Genomic DNA, 17,581 nt, shown 5'->3' with positions numbered 1-17,581 from the left:
CCATGTCATCAGGCAGGCCGTCGGTCATCCGCGAACGGAACGCCTCCAGATCAAGAGAGGCCGAACAGCACCCTGGCGCGGCGGGAAAGTAAGAGGACGAACGCCTGATGGCGCAACGTGACTATTACGAGATTCTGGGGGTCGAGCGGACGGTGGACGCCGTCGTGCTCAAGAGCGCCTATCGCAAGCTGGCGATGGAGCACCACCCCGACCGCAACGGCGGCTCCGAAGAGTCCGTGGCCCGCTTCAAGGAAATCTCCGAGGCCTACACCGTCCTGTCGGACGAGCAGAAGCGCGCGGCCTATGACCGTTTCGGCCATGCGGGCGTGAACGGCGGCGGCGCGGGCGGCGGCAACCCCTTCGGCCAGGGCGGCGGCCAGGGCTTCCACGACATCAACGACATCTTCTCCCAGGTCTTCGGCGACGCCTTTGGGGACGCCTTCAGCGGCCGGGGCGGCGGGCGCCAGCAACAGAGCGGCCCGCGTCGCGGCTCGGACCTGCGCTACGACCTCGAGATCACGCTGGAGCAGGCCTACAAGGGCGCCGAGGTTGAGATCGCCATCCCGACCCTGATGACCTGCGAGGTCTGCGACGGCTCGGGCGCCAAGGCGGGCACCAAGCCGAGCATCTGCTCCACCTGCGGCGGCGCCGGTCGCGTGCGCCAGGCCAACGGCTTCTTCCAGGTCGAGCGCACCTGCCCCCGCTGCGGCGGTTCGGGTGAGATGATCGCCGATCCCTGCACCAACTGCCGGGGCCACGGCCAGGTTCGCAAGACCCGCAAGCTCAGCCTCAAGGTGCCGGCGGGCGTTGACGACGGCTCGCGCATCCGCCTGTCGGGCGAGGGCGAGGCGGGCCAGCGCGGCGGACCGCGCGGCGACCTCTATGTCTTCCTGTCGGTGTTGCCGCACGAACTGTTCGAGCGCGACAATCTGGACCTGCTGGTCACGGTGCCGGTGCCTATGACGGTGGCGGCCCTGGGCGGCATTGTCGACGCCCCCTGCCTGGTCTCCGACGCTTGCGACGGCAAGTGCAGGGCGGCGGTCGATGTGCCCGCGGGCGCCCAGACGGGCAAGACGGTCCGCATCAAGGGCAAGGGCATGCCGCACCTGAACGGGCGCGGTCGCGGCGACCTGGTGGTCGAACTGTTCGTCGAGACGCCGACTGAACTGACCGCGCGTCAGAAGGAGCTGTTGACCGAACTGGCGGACTCCCTGGGTGAGACCCAGACGCCGCGCAACACCAGCTTCGCCGGCAAGGCCAAGCGCTTCTGGGCCGATATCCTGGGCGGCGACGCCGATAATCCGAAAGAGACCGCGTGAGCGACATCTTCCACGCCGGCATCTCCGGCGCCCGGGGCCGCATGGGCCGCGCCGTTTCTCAGGTTCTGGACGCCCGCGAGGACGTGGTGGTGGCCGCTCGTTTCGATCGTGGCGAGACGGTCGACCTGAAGCTGTGCGACGTCATCATCGACTTCTCGACGCCCGAGGCTTCGGTCGCCCTGGCCAAGGCCTGCGCCGAGGCGGGCGGACCGGCGCTGGTCGTCGGCTCCACGGGCCTGACGCCGGAACAGGAGGCCGAGATCGAGGCCGCCGCCGAGAAGATCGCCATCGTCATGAGCGGCAATTTCTCGCTGGGCGTGAACATCCTGATCGGCCTGGTCGAGCACGCGGCCCTGCGGCTGGACGCGCGCGACTGGGACATCGAGGTGCTGGAGACGCATCACCGGCGCAAGGTCGACGCCCCCTCGGGCACGGCCCTGATGCTGGGCGAGGCCGCCGCCAACGGCCGGGGCCGCGATCTGAAGGAACTGCGCAGCGCCCCTTACGACGGCATCACCGGCCCGCGCGAAACGGGCAAGATCGGCTTCGCCAGCCTTCGCGCCGGCGGAGTGATCGGCGAACACACCGTCATGTTCGCCTCGGAGGACGAGATGCTGACCCTGTCGCACTCGGCCATGGATCGCAGTCTGTTCGCCAAGGGCGCGGTGGCCGCCGCCGCCTGGGTGCGTAACCGCCGCCCCGGCCTTTACGACATGCAGGACGTGCTGGGTTTCCGCCAAGCATGATGCTGGGTGGGGCGCCGGCGCGCCCCTGCGCTATCGTGCGCCGCGCGGCGGCTCGCTGCCTGAGCGCGGTGTCAGGCCGGTTCGGTCAGGAGGGCGCCCATGGCCTCGCGCCAGGCGATCAGGTCGTCGGAGCGCCGAGCGATCAGGCGGCTGAGCGCATCGCACCGACCGAGCGTCGGGGCGGTCATGCCCCAGGCGGGGAAGGCGCGCCGCTCGATCCGGCCGCGCGCCACGATCTCGATCGCCTCGTGTCGCTCGTCGAAATGCAGGTGCAGCATCAGGATGTCGAGGGCGGTGGGGGAGCCCTCCAGACATTGAACGAACACGCCGTCCTGCAGGGTCAGCGCTCCCGTGATGCCGTTGCGGGCGTTCAGGAAGGCGGCGACGTGAACGATGTCGGCCATCGCCGCCGCCTCCTCGTCCGGCGCCAGTTGCGAGCGGCTGCAATAGACGAGCTGGTCCAGCGTGTTCATGACGGCCACGCTAGAGCCATATTTGCAAGGATGAAAGTGACGCTTTCGTCAACGTCCGGTTGAGCCGAAGCCGCCGCCGCCGCGCGCGGTCTCGTCCACCGCCTCGACCTCGACCATCCGGGCCTGCTCGTAGCGGGCGATGACCATCTGGGCGATGCGGTCGCCGCGCTTGATCTCGAACGGCAGCTCGCCGTGGTTGATCAGGATGACCCCGATCTCGCCGCGATAGTCGCTGTCGATGGTGCCCGGCGAATTGGGCGCCGAGATGCCGTGCTTCAGCGCCAGGCCCGAACGCGGGCGCACCTGGGCCTCATAGCCGGGTTCCAGGGCGATCTTCAGGCCGGTGGGGATCAGCTTGCGCTGACCGGGCTCCAGCACCAGCGTTTCGCCCTCGCTGATGGCGGCGCGCAGGTCCATGCCCGCCGAACCGGCGGTCTCATAGGCGGGCAGGGCCAGACCCTCGGCGTGGGGCAGGCGTTCGACGCGGATGGTGGTCATGACGGGGAGGTCTCTTCTAGGCCTTGAAGTGATCGGCGATGCGTTGGGCGAGCTTCCTCGCCACTTCGGTCTTGGACTGGCGCGGCCACGGCTCGTCGCCGTTTTGCGTGAACAGGGTCACGGCGTTGCCGTCCGAACCGAAGACCTCGTCCGAGACGTCGTTGCCGACGATCCAGTCGCAACCCTTGCGCGACAGCTTGGCGCGGGCGTTGGCCTCCAGGTCGCTGGTCTCGGCGGCGAAGCCGACCACCAGTTTCGGGCGGCGCGGGCCGGGGGCGGAGACGCCCGCCAGGATGTCGGGGTTCTCGATCAGGGCCAGCGACGGCGGACCGCCCGGCTTCTTCTTGATCTTGCCTGAAGCGACGCCGTCCACGCGCCAGTCGGCGACGGCGGCGCTCATCACGGCGATGTCGGCGGGAAGAGCCGCCTCGACGGCCGCCTTCATCTCAGTGGCGGCCTCGACCCAGACGCGGGTCACGCCGACGGGCGCGTCCAGCGCCACCGGGCCGGAGATCAGCGTCACCTGCGCGCCCAGTTCGGCCAGGGCGCTGGCGACGGCGTAGCCCTGCTTGCCGCTGGAACGGTTGGTCAGGCCGCGCACCGGGTCGATCGGCTCGAAGGTCGGCCCGGCCGTGACCACGGCGGTCCGACCCGTCAGCGGGCGGCCGTCCGGTCCCGCCAGCAGGCGAGCGACGGCGTCGAAGATGACCGGCGGTTCGGCCATGCGGCCCGGCCCGAACTCGCCGCAGGCCATGATCCCGTCGTCCGGCCCGACCACGGCCATGCCGTGAAAGCCGTCGAAGCCCTTCAGCCGCTCGACATTGGCCCGCACCGCCGGGTGCAGCCACATGCGCACGTTCATGGCCGGGGCCAGCAGCACCTTCTTGTCCGTGGCCAGAAGCGTGGTCGAGGCCAGATCATCGGCCAGGCCGTTGGCGGCCTTGGCGATCAGCCCGGCCGTGGCGGGCGCCACCACCACCAGATCGGCCCAGCGCGACAGCTCGATATGGCCCATGGCCGTCTCGTCTTCCGGCATGAACAGATCCTGCCGCACCGGATGGCCGGTCAGGGCCGCCAGCGACATGGGGGTGACGAACTCGGCGCCGGCCTTGGTCAGCACGGCCATCACCTCGGCGTCCGCCTTCTTGAACAGGCGGATCAGCTCCAGCGCCTTATAGGCGGCGATGCCGCCGCCGACGATCAGCAGGATTTTGCGGCCGGAAAGCGAGGGTGCGGTCATGGCGAAATCTGTAGCCGGGCGGGGTGACGGCGTCGAGACAAAGCGACGTCGCTGACGTTTCTGTCAATGGAACATTGCCGGAACAAAAATTGTATGCCTAACTGTGTTCGGCGGGTTTTCAGGAGGGGATGCCATGCATATGCGGATGTCTGCGGCCCTGGCTGCGGCGGTTCTGGTTCTGGCGGGATGCGACAGCGGCGGCTCGGCGGTCGAGACGCGGGATCGCAGCGCGGCCGAACCGGTCGGCCTGGTTTCAGAGGGGGCGCAAGACGGCGTGGCGGATGCTGCGCCGCTGGAAGCGGCCAAGCCGCCGGTCACGGCCAATCGGCGGGAAACCGCCGACGCCAAGGTGCAACGGCTGTATGAGCGCAACGGCGCGGACTTCGGCGCCAGGTCGGCCGAGGATTATCTGCAGAAGGTTCAGGCCTTCACCGAGAGCACGCCGCCCGGCACCGAGACCGTGAAGCGGCCGAACGGCGACACTCTATTTTATCAGGCCTCGACCAACACCTTCGCCGTGGTGGACCGCAACGGCGTGCCGCGCACCATGTTCAAGCCGGACGACGGCCCGACCTATTGGGCGCAGCAGAAGGAGCGGGCCCCGACCTTCGGCCAGCGACGCAACGGGGCGCGTTCCGCTGAATAGCGGGCCTTGTCTCAGGCCTGATCGAACGTCAGGGGCGCGCCCCAGAACTGGGCGACCAGGTCCGACTGCGGGCCGGGCGCGCCCGTGGTCAGGAAGTCGCGGCGCGACGACGAGCCCAGGTCGTATTCCGGGTGGCGGTCGAAATAGCGCTCCAGCGAGTCGGCCACGGCGGCGGGCTGGCTGATGACCTGGACGCCGGGCGGCAGGGCCTGGGCGAACAGGTCGGCGACGATCTCATAGTGGGTGCAGCCCAGGATGGCCTTGTCCGGGTGGCGGCCGATGCGGCGGCGCAGGGCGTCGACGTGGTCGTCGACCACCACCTTCAGCTCTTCCGGCGGGGCGCCCAGCTCGATCAGACCGGCCAGACCGGGGCAGGCCTCGGTGAAGACGGCCAGGTCGTCGCGACGCTTGTCGATCTCGATCTCATAGACCCGGCTCATGGCCGTGGCGGCGGTGCAGAAGACGCCGGTGATGTCGATCGCCTGCTTCTTCTCGCCTTCCAGCCGTCCGTTGCGCTCGGCCTCGAACGACCAGGGCAGGCCGGTGGCCGCCTCGATGGTCGGGACGATGATGCCCAGGACGTTGACCGGGCGGCCCAGCTTTTCGCGCATCCCCGGAATCCAGGTCTGCTGCAGGCGACGCAGGGCGATGGCCGAGGCCGTGTTGCAGGCCAGCACGACCACGGAGGCGCCCGCCTCGAACAGGCGCTCGCACCCGGCGCGCGTCAGTTCGACGATATCCTCGCCGTTGCGCCCGCCATAGGGTGCGTGGGCCTGATCGCCCAGATAGATGAAATCCCGCGTCGGAAAGCGGGTCGTGAGTTCGCGGTGGACCGTCAGGCCCCCCACGCCGGAGTCGAAAACGCCTATCGCCATGCAGCGGCCTTTAGCCTCGCGGGGTTTCGCCGTCCAATAGTTAGGACTAAACCGGATTTATGCGACGTCGGGGGCCGCTGCGCCGAAGGACGTCCGAAACAGCTATGGTTGGAGACCTGGATGCACAGACGTCATCTTCTCATCGGGGGCGCGAGCCTCTTCGCCCTGTCGGGCTGCGCCTCGGCTGGGGCCGTGGAGAACGCCGTGAGCGGCGCCGTCGGCGCCCTGACGACCGCCGATGAGGCCCGCATCGCCCGCGCCGTCCTGCCGGCCGCCGCGCCGCGCGCCGAGCTGCTGCAGCCCTGGACCGGCCCCTATGAGGGCGTGCCGCCGTGGGACAAGGTGACGGCGCCCAAGATGCGCGAAGCCATCCTGGAAGGCATCGAACTGCAACGCGCCGACATCGCCGCGATCGCGAACAACGCCGAAGCCCCGACCTTCGCCAACACCATGGCGGCGATGGAGATGGCGGGCGAGCCGCTGGACCGCGCCATGAACGTGTTCAGCGTCATGACCTCGAACATCGGCGGCGAGCAGTGGGACGTGCTGGAGACCGAGCTGTCGCCGATCCTGTCGGCCGCCTCGGACGAGATCACCTTCAACGAGAAGCTGTTCGCCCGCATCAAGGCCGTGGCCGACGGCGCCGACGCGGCGGGCCTGAACGCCCAGCAGAAGCGTCTGGCCGAACGCAGCCGCGACGCCTTCGTGCGCAACGGCGCCGCCCTGAACGCGGCCGGCAAGGCCGAACTGGGCCGCATCAACACCGACCTGTCGAACGCCTTCACCGGCTTTGGTCAGAAGGTGGTGGCCGACGAGAACACCTGGACCGTCATCGCCAATGAGGCGGGTCTGAAGGGCCTGCCGGACTCGAACAAGGCCGCCGCCGCCGCGGCTGCGCGCACGCGCAACGTCCAGGGCTGGGCCATCGTCAACACCCGCTCCAGCGTCGATCCCTTCCTGACCTTCGCCGATGACCGCGCCCTGCGTCAGCAGGTCTGGACCAAGTTCGCCAAGCGCGGCGACAACGGCGACGCCAACGACACCAAGTCGACCATCGCCCGCATCGTCGCCCTGCGTCAGCAGCGCGCCCGCCTGCTGGGCTTCGGCAACCACGCCGAATGGCGCATGCAGGACACCATGGCCAAGACCCCGGCCGCGGCGATGGACCTGATGCAGCGCGTCTGGGCCCCGGCCAAGGCCCGCGTCGCCGAGGAAGTCGCCGACATGAAGGCGATCGCCGGTCACGACATCGAGCCGTGGGACTACCTCTACTACGCCGAGAAGGTGCGTAAGGCGAAGTACGACCTCGATCAGAACGAGCTGAAGCCCTACTTCGAACTGCACGCCGTGCGCGCGGCCTCCTTCTACATGGCCGAGCGCCTGTACGGCTTCGTCTTCAAGCCACTGCCCAAGGGAACCGTCTCGACCTTCGAGCCGGACGTGACCACCTATGAGGTCACCGACAAGGCCACCGGCAAGCTGATCGGCCTGTTCTACGCCGACGACTTCGCCCGACCGGGCAAGCGTTCGGGCGCCTGGATGACGACCTATCGCTCGTTCTCGAAGCTGACGGGTTCGAAGCCGATCCTGGCCTCGAACAACAACAACTTCGTCAAGGCGCCGGACGGTCAGCCGCTGCTGATCTCGCTGGACGACGCCGAGACCCTGTTCCATGAGTTCGGCCACGCCCTGCACTACTTCTCGTCGGTGGTGACCTATCCGTCGTTCGGCAACACGCCGCGCGACTTCGTGGAATATCCGTCGCAGGTGCACGAGCACTGGGTGCTGAGCCGCCCGATCCTCGACGGCTACATGAAGCACGTCGAGACCAAGCAGCCGATGCCGCAGACGCTGGTGGACAAGATCGAGGCCTCCTCGACCTTCAACCAGGGCTACGCCACGGTCAGCTACCTGTCCTCGGCCCTGGTCGACATGGATCTGCACACCCAGGCGACGCCGCCGACCGACATCGACGCCTTCGAAAAGGCCTCCCTGGGCCGTCTGGGCATGCCTAAGGAGATCGTGATGCGGCACCGCCTGCCGCAGTTCAATCACCTGTTCACCTCGGACGCCTATTCGGCGGGCTACTACTCCTACCTGTGGTCGGAAGTGATGGACGCCGACACCTGGGCCTACTTCGAGGAGTCGGGCGACGTCTTCAATCCGGACATCGGCGGCCGCTTCAAGTCGATCATCCTGGCGCCGGGCAACACCACGGACCGCGGCGACGCCTATCGCCAGTTCCGCGGCCGCAACCCGGACGTGGCGGCCCTGCTGAAGGTGCGCGGCTTCCCGACTTCTTAAGAGGGGGCCTACCGCTCATTTTGAGTGGCCTATCGGCCTTCGGCCTACTTGAGGCCGTTGGCTAACAAAGTTGAAGGGGCCTGGCGGAGAAATCCGCCGGGCCTTTTCTATTTCGGCCGGGGTGGCGTAAGCCTTGGCCATTCAGTTGAAGGAGCGCCCATGAGCGTCGTCGCTTCCTACGTCTACAAGGACGGCAAGCGGGTGCGCGAGGCGCCGCTGACGGATCAGGGCCTGGCCCTGGCCAAGGGCGAATACCTGTGGATCGGTCTGCATGAGCCGACGGACGATGAGTTCGACGTCCTGGTCCGCCGTTTCCACCTGCACCCCCTGGCGGTCGAGGACGCCCTGACGGCGCACCAGATCCCCAAGCTTGAGGTCTATGGCTCCGAGCTCTTCATCGTCGCCCGCACGGCCCAGGCCAAGGGCGATCGCATCTTGTACGGAGAAACCCACGTCTTCGTTGGCCCCAACTACGTCATCACCATCCGTCACGGCTCGGCGCGCGCCCACACCCAGCTGCGCGCCCAGCTGGAGGCCTCGCCGCACCAGTTGAAGCACGGCCCGGACTTCATCCTGCACGGAGTGCTGGACTTCATCGTCGACGGCTACATCCCCATCATCGACGCCATCGAGGACAAGGTGCTGGAGATGGAGCAGGTCGCCCTCGACAGCTTCCTGTCGCGCGCCGACATCACCCGCCTGTTCCAGCTGCGCCGCGAACTGCTCAAGTTCAGCCGAGTGCTGGGGCCGATGGAGGAGGTCTGCGTCAAGCTGCAGTCGCTGGACCTGCCCTGCATCGACCGCGAGGTCCGCCCTTACTTCCGCGACGTGGCCGACCATGTGCGTCGCGTCGCCAGCCGGGCGGCGGGTCTGCGCGACATCCTGGCCTCGGTGTTCGAGGTGTCCAACCTGCTGGAGCAACAGCGCCAGGGCGTGATCACCCGCAAGCTGGCCGCCTGGGCCGCCATCCTGGCGACGCCGACGGCGGTGGCGGGCATCTACGGCATGAATTTCGACTACATGCCCGAGCTGCGCTGGACCTATGGCTATCCGGCGGTGCTGGCCTTGATCGTCGCCATCTGCATCGGCCTTTACGTCACCTTCAAGCGGACCCGGTGGCTGTGATCAGCCGCTGTTCCTGAGACCCGCCGCCACGCCGTTGATGGCGAGCAGGATGCCGTTGCTGACGCGTGGGTCGTCGTCGCCTGCGCGACGTCGGCGGATCAGCTCGATCTGCACATGGTTCAGCGGCTCGACATAGGGCATGCGTTGGCGGATCAGCCGATCCAGTTCGGGCTGGCCGCCCAATAGAGTCTGTTGGCCGGTGATCGACAGGACGGCCGCGACGGTGCGGTCCCATTCGGCGCGGATGGCGTCATAGATGCGCTCGGCCAGGGCGGCGTCGGGGACCAGTCCGGCGTAGCGGCGCGCGATGGCCATGTCGGCCTTGGCCATCACCATCTCCATGTTCTGGACCACGGTGCGGAAGAAGGGCCAGGCCTGGGCCATGGCGCGCAGTTCGGCGGGATCTTCGCCCTGAACCGCCGAGCCGAAGCCGAACCAGCCGGGCAGCATGACCCGCGACTGCGACCAGCTGAACACCCAGGGAATGGCGCGCAGATCCTCGATGGCGGGGGAGGCCGTGCGACTGGCCGGGCGCGAGCCGATCTTCAGGTCGGCGATCTCGGCGATGGGGGTGGCGGCGCGGAAATAGTCGACGAATCCGGGCGTCTCATAGACGAGGGCGCGATAGGCCTTCATCGAGGCGGCGGACAGGCGCGCGGCCGTGGCGCCGTGCTGGGCGCTGTAGCCCGCGTCGGACTGCGGCCCCAACGAGGCCAGCAGGGTTCCGCAGGTCAGGGCGTCGAGGTTGCGCTGGGCCACCTCCGGCTCGCCGTATTTATTGGCGATGACCTCGCCCTGTTCGGTGACGCGGATGCGGCCCGCGACGGTGCCGGCGGGCTGGCCCAAAACGGCCGAGAAGGCGGAACCGCCGCCCCGCCCCACGGCGCCGCCCCGGCCGTGGAAAAGCTGCAGCCGCACCCCCGCCGCGCGCGTGACCTCCAGCAGGGCGCGCGAGGCCTCGTGCAGTTCCCAGCCCGAGGTCAGGTAGGAGCCGTCCTTGTTGCTGTCGGAATAGCCGATCATCACCTCCTGCACCCCGCGCGCCTCGGCCACGGCGCGAGCGGAAGGCTCGGCCAGGACGCGCTCCAGCGTGGCGCGGGCGGCGCGCAGGTCGTCGATGGTCTCGAACAGGGGCGCGGCCTGGATGGGACAGGCGCCGGGGGCGGCTGGGTCGTAGAGACCGACCTCCTTGAGCAGCAGATACACCTCCAGCATGTCCGAGGCGGCGTCGGTCTTGGACACGATATGGGTGCGGATCGCCTGCGGTCCAAAGGTCGCCAGGGCCTCGGCGGCGGCCTGAAGGATGGCGCGCTCCTTCAGCGTCTCGGCCGCATAGTCGGCATAGTGTGAGAAGAGGGGACGGGGACTGGCCAACTCGCGCGCCAGCACGGCCAGCCGTTCGACTTCGTCCAGGGCGGCGTAGTCGGGGCAGACGCCCGCGACCTTCAGCAGGTCGGAGACCACGCGCTGATGCACGTCCGAGTTCTGGCGCAGGTCCAGCGTCGCCATGTGGAAGCCGAACACGTCCGCCGCCGTGATCAGCCGCGCCAGCCGGTCATCGGCGAAGACGGCGCCGTGGGTCCGCACCAGACTGTCGTGCAGCACGTTCAGATCGGCGCGGAAGGCGTCGGGGCCGTCGTAGGCCGGGGCCTCGAAACGGGCCGGGCGCGGCGTCGGCTCGCCGGTCAGGGCGGGGTGGGCGGCCGACAGGCGGGCGTATATCTGGCTGAGCGCCCGGCGATAGGGCTCGTCCGCACGCTGGATGGAGGCGTCGCCGGATCCCTTGGCCAGGGCGGCCAGTTCAGGCGTGACGCGGCTCAGGTCGATGGACAGGCTGAGTTCGGCGCCCAAGGCGTGCACCTCGTCCAGATAGAAGCCCAGCGCCGCGCGGGCCTGGCTGCGGAAGGCGGCGCGCAGGGTGTCGGCGTCGACGTTGGGATTGCCGTCGCGGTCGCCGCCGACCCAGGAGCCGATGCGCACGAAGGGCGTCAGATCCGGCGCGTCCAGCAGGCGGCGCCACTCGGCCAGCTGGGCCGGGGCGACATGCAGGAAGATGCGCTGTAGCCAGTCGACCACGGTGTCGATCTCGTCCTGCACCACCAGGGCCGATGCGCGGGTTAGCCGCGTGGCCCAAAGGATGACGATCTGACGGCGCAGGGCCGCCTTCAGGGTTTCGGCGTCGCAGGCGATCCCGTCGCGGTCGCAGCCGTCCAGTAGCTCGCCGACCGCCGTGGTGCGGTCGATGACGCTCTTGCGCCGCACTTCGGACGGGTGGGCGGTCAGGACCGGCGAGATCAGGGCCTGGGCCAGCAGGTCGCGCACCGCCGCCCTGTCGGCGCCCGCCTCGGCCAGACGCTTGAGCGCGCCCTCGGGGGTGTCGGCCCGTTCGCCCGCCTCGGCCTGGGCCTGGGCGCGGCGCTTGCCCGCCCGGTCCTCGGCGACATTGGCCAATAGGGAGAAGGCGGCGAAGCCGTGCGTCAGGCCGATGGCCTGATCCAGCGACAGCTCGCCCAGCAGCCGCTCCAGCTCCGAGGCGCCGTCCGATCCCGGATCGCGATGATAGGCCACCGAGGCCTGACGCACCGCCTCGATACGGTCGTAGAGCGCCTGGCCGCCCTCGTCGCGGATCACCTCGCCCAGCAAGGCGCCCAGCAGCCGGACCTCGTCGCGGAGACGATCATGGGGAAACTCGGAGGTCTGGGTCATGTGGATTGTCTCTCAGCGGGGAGGCCGGGCAGGAACCGTATCAGCGGGATCCGAACGCGCCAGCCCATGCTGCAACGCGCAAACCCTTTGTGCGGCGGCGCCGCCCTGTTCTTTATTCCGTCATCCCCGGGCTTGTCCCGGGGATCCAGACGCTCAGCCGTTTGTCGGTTGCGCGCCGCGCCTTTGATATCGGACGCCGTGTTTATGGATTCCCGGGATAAGCCCGGGGATGACGGTAGAGGGTTTCGGCTATAGCGACACGCCTATCGACTCTTGCTTGTTTTTCCGCCATAAGCCGCGACTTCCGGCGCAATTGAACCTGCGCCTCCACCCGCACGACCCCTGATTTTCTTCAGGACGAGGTGGGAGAGGGCCTCTGTCGACGTGATCGTTCGCAGAGGTCGCCCGCCTATGGGCGTTTCTCATGGAGGCTTAGGGCCCAGGCGCATGAAAGGGTTTGAATGTTCGAGGCTCTGAACGAGCGGCTGACAGGCGTCTTCGACCGGATCACCGGCCGCGGCGCCCTGTCCGAAAAGGATGTCGAGGAGGCCCTGCGCGAGGTCCGCGTCGCCCTGCTCGAGGCCGACGTCGCCCTGCCGGTGGTCAAGGACTTCATCGCCCGCGCCAAGACGGCCGCGACCGGCGAGGAAGTCATCCGCGCGGTCAAGCCCGCCGATCAGGTGGTCAAGATCGTCTATGACGGCCTGGTCGAGATGCTGGGCGGCGAAGAGCCGGTTCCGCTGAACACCAATGCGACCCCGCCCGCCGTCGTGCTGATGGCCGGTCTGCAGGGCTCGGGCAAGACGACGACCTCGGCCAAGCTGGCCCTGCGTCTGTCGAAGTTCGACAAGAAGAAGGTCATGATGGCCTCGCTGGACACGCGTCGTCCGGCGGCCATGGAGCAACTGGCCGCTCTGGGCCAGCAGATCGAGGTTGCGACCCTGCCCATCGTGGCGGGCGAGAGCGCGGTCCAGATCACCCGCCGCGCGCTGCAGTCGGCCAAGCTTCAGGGCTTTGACGTCCTGATCCTCGACACCGCCGGCCGCATCACCCTGGACGAAGGGCTGATGAATGAGGTGGCCGAGGTCGCCGAGATCGCCAAGCCGATCGAGACCCTGCTGGTCGCCGACAGCCTGACCGGTCAGGACGCGGTGCGCACCGCCGCCGCCTTCCACGAGCGTCTGCCGCTGACCGGTCTGGTGCTGACCCGCGCCGACGGCGACGGGCGCGGCGGCGCCATGCTGTCGATGCGCGCCGTCACCGGCCTGCCGATCAAATATCTGGGCGCGGGCGAAAAGGTCGATGCGCTGGACGTCTTCGACGCCCGCCGCGTCGCCGGTCGTATTCTGGGTCAGGGGGACATCGTCGCCCTGGTCGAAAAGGCCGCGGGCGAGCTGGACCAGGCCAAGGCCGAGAAGATGGCCCGCAAGCTGGCTAAGGGCCAGTTCGACCTGGACGACCTGGCGGGCCAGCTGAACCAGATGAAGAAGATGGGCGGTCTTCAGGGCATCATGGGCCTGCTGCCCGGCGTGGCCAAGCTGAAGAACCAGATGGCCGAGAACAACGTCTCGGACAAGATGATCGACCGCCAGCTGGCCGTCATCAGCTCCATGACCAAGGCCGAGCGCAAGAAGCCCGACCTGCTGAACGCCAGCCGCAAGAAGCGCGTGGCCAAGGGCGCCGGCGTCGAGGTTCAGGATATCAATCGCCTGCTGAAACAGCACCGGCAGATGGCCGACATGGTCAAGTCGCTGTCCAAGGGCGGCGGCAAGAACCTGCAGAAGATGGCCTCCATGATGGGCGGCCTGCCCGGCATGGGCGGCGGCGGTCCTGATATGAACCGCCTGAAGGCTCTGGGCGGCGGCAAGATGCCGGAACCCTCGGCCGATGAAATGAAAGCCATTCAGGACCGCTTGGCGGGCCTGGGCGGCGGACAACTTCCGGGGGGCCTTCCGGGTCTGCCGGGCTTCCCCAAAAAGAACTAACGCCTTTCTAGAAAGAGACTGAAAATGCTGAAGATTCGTCTGGCTCGCGGCGGCGCCAAGAAGCGCCCCTACTACCACATCGTCATCGCCGACTCGCACAGCCCGCGCGACGGCAAGTTCATCGAGCGCGTCGGCAGCTACAACCCGATGCTGCCGAAGGACAGCGCCACCCCGCGCATCGTCCTGAAGGCTGACCGCATCTCGGAATGGCTGGCCAAGGGCGCTCAGCCGACCGACCGCGTCGCCCGCTTCATCAGCCAGAGCCAGGACGAAGTTCTGGTCGGCAAGGTCAAGTGGACCCAGAGCAACAACCCGAAGAAGGGCGAGCCGGGCAAGAAGGCCCAGGAACGCGCCGCCGAGCGCGCCCAGCGCGAAGCCGACCGCCTGGAAGCCGAAGCCGCCGCCAAGGCCGAGGCCGCTGAAGCCGCCGCCGCCGCCGCCGCCGCTCCGGCCGTGGAAGAAGCGCCTGCTGAAGAAGCCCCTGCGGCTGAAGTCGCCGCCGAGGCGACCGAAGAACAGGCCTGAGCCTTATCTTCTCATCCGGCCCTGGCCGGTTGAAACGGGAAAGCAGCGTCCTTCCGGGGCGCTGCTTTTCTGCTATCTGGACCCATCGCATCGGCAAACGGAGCCCGGCCATGAGCAGCGAAGACAGACTGATCCTGGTCGGCCAGATCGGCGGCGCCTTCGGGGTGAAGGGCGAGGTGCGGATCAGCGCCTATACCGCCGACGCCATGGCCCTGGTCGGCTATTCGCCGCTGCTGGGCGCCGACGGCAAGCCGGTGCTGACCCTGCTCTCGGCGCGGCCGGACAAGGCGGGCGTGGTGGCCAAGGTCAAGGAGATCGCGACGAAGGAAGAGGCCGACGCCCGACGCGGCCAGAAGCTGTTCGTCACCCGCGACGCCCTGCCAGAGCCTGATGAAGACGAGTTCTACCTGACCGACCTGGTCGGGCTGGAGGGCCGCGATCCGGCCGATGTGGTGCTGGGCAAGGTGAAGTCGGTCCAGAACTTCGGCGCCGACGACATGCTGGAGATCACCCCGGCCGAGGGCGGCCCGACCTGGTATCTGCCCTTCACCCGCGAGGCGGCGCCGGAACTGCACATCGGCGAGGGCTGGCTGCGCATCGTCCGCCCGACCGAAGTCAGCGATCGCGACGAAGACTGACGCCGAAGCGGTTGCGGTTTGGCTGGGGCTCCCGACATTAGGGGCTCAACCCGACCTGGAGCGCCCCATGGCCGATCTGTCCGCCTTTCCCGTCACCCGTCCGTTTCCGCCGCAGCATCCCGACCGGCTGCAGCTCTATTCGCTGGCGACGCCCAATGGGGTGAAGGTCTCCATCCTGCTGGAGGAGCTGGGCCTGCCCTATGAGGCCCATCTGGTCGATATCAGCAAGGACGAGACCTGGACGCCCGAGTTCCTGTCGCTGAATCCCAACGGCAAGATCCCCGCCATCATCGATCCCGACGGGCCGGGTGGGAAGCCGCTGGCCCTGTTCGAGTCCGGCGCCATCCTGGTCTATCTGGCGGAGAAGACGGGGCGTTTCCTGCCGACCGATCCGGCGGCGCGCTATGAGACCCTGCAGTGGGTCTTCTTCCAGATGGCGGCCATCGGTCCGATGTTCGGCCAGGTTGGCTTCTTCCACAAATACGCGGGCCGCGAATTCGAGGACAAGCGGCCGCGCGATCGCTACGTCGCGGAATCGCGGCGTCTGCTGGGCCTGCTGGAGGGGCGTCTGGAGGGCCGAAGCTGGATCATGGGCGACGACTACACCATCGCCGACATCGCCATCCTGGGCTGGGTGCGCAACCTGGTCGAACACTATGGGGCGGGCGAACTGGTCGGCTATGCGGATTTTCCGCGCGTGGCCGCCTGGCTGGGGCGCGGGCTGGCCCGTCCGGCCGTGCAGCGGGGCTTGAACGTCCCGGCGCAGCCGTAAGGCGAGGTTGCGGGGGCGGGCGGTGCGCCGCGCCCCCGCGCACGCTCAGACTTCTTCGGTCGGGGCGTCGCCGACGTATTTCTTGATCGACTCGATGGCGCGCTTGGCGCCCGACTTGTCGGAATAGCCCTCGGTCGAGAAGATGATCTCGGAGTTGTATTTGAACCGGACGCGGAACTCGCCCTTCTTGTCCTGATAAACCTCAAACTTGTGCGCCATGATCGCCTCGTTCTGACGGCCGCCAGTCGGCCGAGGCGAAGAAGCTGCCACGGTCCCGCTCGGGCCGTAAAGGGCGCGAAATGTAAAAGGCCGTGGGGCGCTCAGCCGCGCGCCGGAATCCAGTGCCGCGCCGCCAGAGTCAGGAAGCCGACCGCCAGACCCCAGAAGGCCGAGCCGACTCCGAACAGGGCCACGCCCGACGCCGTGGCGGCGAAGGTCAGGACGGCCGCCTCGCGATCCTTGGCCTCGCCCATCATGGCCCCCAGCGATCCGGTCAGGGGCGCGATCAGGGCCAGGCCGGTGATGGCGGCCAGCGCCCCCGTCGGCATGGCGATGAACAGGCCCGCCAGCGGCGCGGCGAACAGGGCGACGACCAGGTAGAACAGGCCGTAGATCACTCCCACGGTCCAGCGTTTGGCGGCGTCCGGGTGGGCGTCGGGTTCGGTGCAGATGGCGGCGGTGATGGCGGCCAGGTTGACGCCGTGCGCCCCGAACGGCGCCAGAAGCGTGCTGGTCAGCCCGCCCCAGAAGATCAGCTTGCCGGCGGGCGGGGCGTAGCCGGCGGCCCTCAGCACCACCAGACCGGGCAGGTTCTGCGAGGCCAGCGTCACCAGATACAGCGGCAGGGCCAGGCTGACCGCCGCCTTCCAGTCGAAGGCGGGCATGACGGGCGACAGGGCGCCGAACAGGCCGGTCCCCTCGGGCAGGGCGACCTGGCCGCGTAGCGCCAGCACGGCGAAGGCGGCGACCAGAACGACGGGCAGGGTCCAGGCGGGCGCCAGACGCCGCATGACCACAAAGACCAGCAGCAGACCCGCCGCCAACATCAGATCGGTCGGGAACACCAGGAACAGCTTGAGGCAGAAGGGCAGCAGCACCCCCGCCAGCATGGCCGAGGCGACGGCGGCGGGAATGCGTTCGGCCAGCCGCCCTAGCGCCGGGACCAGCCCCGTCAGCACCATCAGCAGCCCGGCGATGACGAAGGCGCCGACGGCGGTGCTCCAGCCGAGACCGAGCGTCGAGGCCGCCAACAGGGCCGCGCCCGGCGTCGACCAGGCCAGCACCACGGGCATCTTCAACCGCCAGCTCAGCACCGCGCCGGGCAGGCCGATGCCCAGGCACAAGGCGGTGACCATGGAGATGATCTGGGCGGGCGCCGCGCCCATGGCCTGTCCGGCCTGCACCACCAGGGCGACCGTGCCGCCGAAGCCGACGACGGTCGCCACGGCGGCGGCGGGGAAACTGGCGGGCGGGGGCAGGCGTATGGAACTCATGCGCCCAAGCTAGGGCGGGCGGCGGGCGCCTGAAAGAGGAAACCTGTCCCTAACCGCTCATCCCGGCGGACGCCGGGATCCAGTTCTTTGGCCTCATCCACGTTGCCGGGATTTGAGGCGCTGATCTGAGGCGCGCATCCTTGGCTCTCACTGGATCCCGGCGTCCGCCGGGATGAGTGGGTAGTGGGGAGATGCAAAAAGGGCCGCCGGTTCGCCCGGCGGCCCTCTGTCTGTTC

16 protein-coding genes are annotated in these 17,581 nt (G+C 68.5%); 9 read left to right on the top strand and 7 right to left on the bottom strand.

Annotated features, from left to right (window positions below; genetic code table 11):
- The first annotated feature begins 107 nt into the window (after positions 1-107).
- Both dnaJ and dapB read left to right on the top strand, forming a co-directional pair.
- Complete coding sequence (gene dnaJ / locus ABC419_RS00985) at positions 108-1,319, top strand: molecular chaperone DnaJ (RefSeq protein WP_412876609.1); 1,212 nt, start codon at positions 108-110, stop codon at positions 1,317-1,319.
- Positions 1,316-2,065, top strand: a complete 750-nt coding sequence (gene dapB / locus ABC419_RS00980) for a 4-hydroxy-tetrahydrodipicolinate reductase (RefSeq protein WP_412876610.1) — start codon at positions 1,316-1,318, stop codon at positions 2,063-2,065. Before dnaJ ends, dapB begins: the two co-directional genes overlap by 4 nt.
- A gap of 71 nt (positions 2,066-2,136) precedes the next feature.
- Here dapB and ABC419_RS00975 read toward each other — a convergent pair whose 3' ends face one another.
- Genes ABC419_RS00975 through coaBC form a run of 3 tightly spaced genes read right to left on the bottom strand, consistent with a single transcriptional unit; the run spans position 2,137 to position 4,276 of the window.
- Positions 2,137-2,538 (bottom strand): BLUF domain-containing protein, encoded by a 402-nt coding sequence (locus tag ABC419_RS00975; protein ID WP_200168240.1) that lies wholly within the window; start codon positions 2,536-2,538, stop codon positions 2,137-2,139.
- A gap of 48 nt (positions 2,539-2,586) precedes the next feature.
- Positions 2,587-3,036, bottom strand: a complete 450-nt coding sequence (gene dut, locus ABC419_RS00970) for a dUTP diphosphatase (RefSeq protein ID WP_200168203.1) — start codon at positions 3,034-3,036, stop codon at positions 2,587-2,589.
- Positions 3,037-3,052: 16 nt separating this feature from the next.
- A complete protein-coding gene (coaBC, locus tag ABC419_RS00965; protein ID WP_200216304.1) occupies positions 3,053-4,276 on the bottom strand; it encodes a bifunctional phosphopantothenoylcysteine decarboxylase/phosphopantothenate--cysteine ligase CoaBC in 1,224 nt (407 codons plus the stop codon).
- Positions 4,277-4,409: 133 nt separating this feature from the next.
- Here coaBC and ABC419_RS00960 point away from each other — a divergent pair, with 133 nt between their 5' ends.
- The gene (locus tag ABC419_RS00960; protein ID WP_412876611.1) at positions 4,410-4,922 is read left to right on the top strand and encodes an S-type pyocin family protein; all 513 of its coding nucleotides are present in this window, start codon (positions 4,410-4,412) and stop codon (positions 4,920-4,922) included.
- Between the two features lie 11 nt (positions 4,923-4,933).
- On the opposite strand, the gene ABC419_RS00955 is transcribed toward ABC419_RS00960, so the two are convergent.
- Positions 4,934-5,797, bottom strand: coding sequence for a glutamate racemase (locus tag ABC419_RS00955; RefSeq protein ID WP_412876612.1), 864 nt, complete (start codon positions 5,795-5,797; stop codon positions 4,934-4,936).
- A 120-nt stretch (positions 5,798-5,917) separates the two neighbouring features.
- Here ABC419_RS00955 and ABC419_RS00950 point away from each other — a divergent pair, with 120 nt between their 5' ends.
- On the top strand, positions 5,918-8,101 hold the full coding sequence (locus ABC419_RS00950) for a M3 family metallopeptidase (RefSeq protein WP_412876613.1): 2,184 nt from the start codon (positions 5,918-5,920) through the stop codon (positions 8,099-8,101).
- A gap of 159 nt (positions 8,102-8,260) precedes the next feature.
- Positions 8,261-9,226 carry a magnesium and cobalt transport protein CorA gene (locus ABC419_RS00945; RefSeq protein ID WP_200168208.1) on the top strand — a complete coding sequence of 322 codons (966 nt, stop codon included), beginning with the start codon at positions 8,261-8,263 and terminating at the stop codon, positions 9,224-9,226.
- Here ABC419_RS00945 and ppc read toward each other — a convergent pair whose 3' ends face one another.
- Entirely contained in the window at positions 9,227-11,932 is a 2,706-nt protein-coding gene (ppc, locus tag ABC419_RS00940) for a phosphoenolpyruvate carboxylase (protein WP_412876614.1), read from the bottom strand.
- A 461-nt stretch (positions 11,933-12,393) separates the two neighbouring features.
- On the opposite strand from ppc, the gene ffh reads away from it, so the two are divergent.
- From ffh to ABC419_RS00920, 4 genes are all read left to right on the top strand, one after another.
- On the top strand, positions 12,394-13,917 hold the full coding sequence (ffh, locus tag ABC419_RS00935; protein ID WP_412876615.1) for a signal recognition particle protein: 1,524 nt from the start codon (positions 12,394-12,396) through the stop codon (positions 13,915-13,917).
- Between the two features lie 24 nt (positions 13,918-13,941).
- The gene (rpsP, locus tag ABC419_RS00930) at positions 13,942-14,442 is read left to right on the top strand and encodes a 30S ribosomal protein S16 (protein ID WP_003166663.1); all 501 of its coding nucleotides are present in this window, start codon (positions 13,942-13,944) and stop codon (positions 14,440-14,442) included.
- A 110-nt stretch (positions 14,443-14,552) separates the two neighbouring features.
- The gene (gene rimM, locus ABC419_RS00925) at positions 14,553-15,080 is read left to right on the top strand and encodes a ribosome maturation factor RimM (protein ID WP_368922952.1); all 528 of its coding nucleotides are present in this window, start codon (positions 14,553-14,555) and stop codon (positions 15,078-15,080) included.
- A 67-nt stretch (positions 15,081-15,147) separates the two neighbouring features.
- Positions 15,148-15,852, top strand: coding sequence for a glutathione S-transferase N-terminal domain-containing protein (locus tag ABC419_RS00920; protein ID WP_412876616.1), 705 nt, complete (start codon positions 15,148-15,150; stop codon positions 15,850-15,852).
- A 45-nt stretch (positions 15,853-15,897) separates the two neighbouring features.
- Here ABC419_RS00920 and ABC419_RS00915 read toward each other — a convergent pair whose 3' ends face one another.
- Positions 15,898-16,071: a YegP family protein gene (locus ABC419_RS00915; protein WP_412876617.1), complete on the bottom strand. Its 174-nt coding sequence runs from the start codon at positions 16,069-16,071 to the stop codon at positions 15,898-15,900.
- Between the two features lie 101 nt (positions 16,072-16,172).
- Positions 16,173-17,345 (bottom strand): benzoate/H(+) symporter BenE family transporter, encoded by a 1,173-nt coding sequence (locus ABC419_RS00910; RefSeq protein ID WP_412876618.1) that lies wholly within the window; start codon positions 17,343-17,345, stop codon positions 16,173-16,175.
- Between the last annotated feature and the right edge of the window lie 236 nt (positions 17,346-17,581).

The sequence above is a fragment of the Brevundimonas phoenicis genome (assembly GCF_047237745.1).
Lineage (GTDB): Bacteria > Pseudomonadota > Alphaproteobacteria > Caulobacterales > Caulobacteraceae > Brevundimonas.
The sequence above is the reverse complement of the archived record's forward strand: the minus strand, read 5'-3'. Positions and strand labels throughout refer to the sequence as shown.

What these genes read in the sequence shown, in the direction of transcription:
- dnaJ (WP_412876609.1), top strand. Translation starts at nt 108, where the DNA reads ATGGCGCAACGTGACTATTACGAGATTCTGGGGGTCGAGCGGACGGTG.
- ABC419_RS00975 (WP_200168240.1), bottom strand. Translation starts at nt 2,538, where the DNA reads ATGAACACGCTGGACCAGCTCGTCTATTGCAGCCGCTCGCAACTGGCG.
- dut (WP_200168203.1), bottom strand. Translation starts at nt 3,036, where the DNA reads ATGACCACCATCCGCGTCGAACGCCTGCCCCACGCCGAGGGTCTGGCC.
- coaBC (WP_200216304.1), bottom strand. Translation starts at nt 4,276, where the DNA reads ATGACCGCACCCTCGCTTTCCGGCCGCAAAATCCTGCTGATCGTCGGC.
- ABC419_RS00960 (WP_412876611.1), top strand. Translation starts at nt 4,410, where the DNA reads ATGCATATGCGGATGTCTGCGGCCCTGGCTGCGGCGGTTCTGGTTCTG.
- ABC419_RS00955 (WP_412876612.1), bottom strand. Translation starts at nt 5,797, where the DNA reads ATGGCGATAGGCGTTTTCGACTCCGGCGTGGGGGGCCTGACGGTCCAC.
- ABC419_RS00950 (WP_412876613.1), top strand. Translation starts at nt 5,918, where the DNA reads ATGCACAGACGTCATCTTCTCATCGGGGGCGCGAGCCTCTTCGCCCTG.
- ABC419_RS00945 (WP_200168208.1), top strand. Translation starts at nt 8,261, where the DNA reads ATGAGCGTCGTCGCTTCCTACGTCTACAAGGACGGCAAGCGGGTGCGC.
- ppc (WP_412876614.1), bottom strand. Translation starts at nt 11,932, where the DNA reads ATGACCCAGACCTCCGAGTTTCCCCATGATCGTCTCCGCGACGAGGTC.
- ffh (WP_412876615.1), top strand. Translation starts at nt 12,394, where the DNA reads ATGTTCGAGGCTCTGAACGAGCGGCTGACAGGCGTCTTCGACCGGATC.
- rpsP (WP_003166663.1), top strand. Translation starts at nt 13,942, where the DNA reads ATGCTGAAGATTCGTCTGGCTCGCGGCGGCGCCAAGAAGCGCCCCTAC.
- rimM (WP_368922952.1), top strand. Translation starts at nt 14,553, where the DNA reads ATGAGCAGCGAAGACAGACTGATCCTGGTCGGCCAGATCGGCGGCGCC.
- ABC419_RS00920 (WP_412876616.1), top strand. Translation starts at nt 15,148, where the DNA reads ATGGCCGATCTGTCCGCCTTTCCCGTCACCCGTCCGTTTCCGCCGCAG.
- ABC419_RS00915 (WP_412876617.1), bottom strand. Translation starts at nt 16,071, where the DNA reads ATGGCGCACAAGTTTGAGGTTTATCAGGACAAGAAGGGCGAGTTCCGC.
- ABC419_RS00910 (WP_412876618.1), bottom strand. Translation starts at nt 17,345, where the DNA reads ATGAGTTCCATACGCCTGCCCCCGCCCGCCAGTTTCCCCGCCGCCGCC.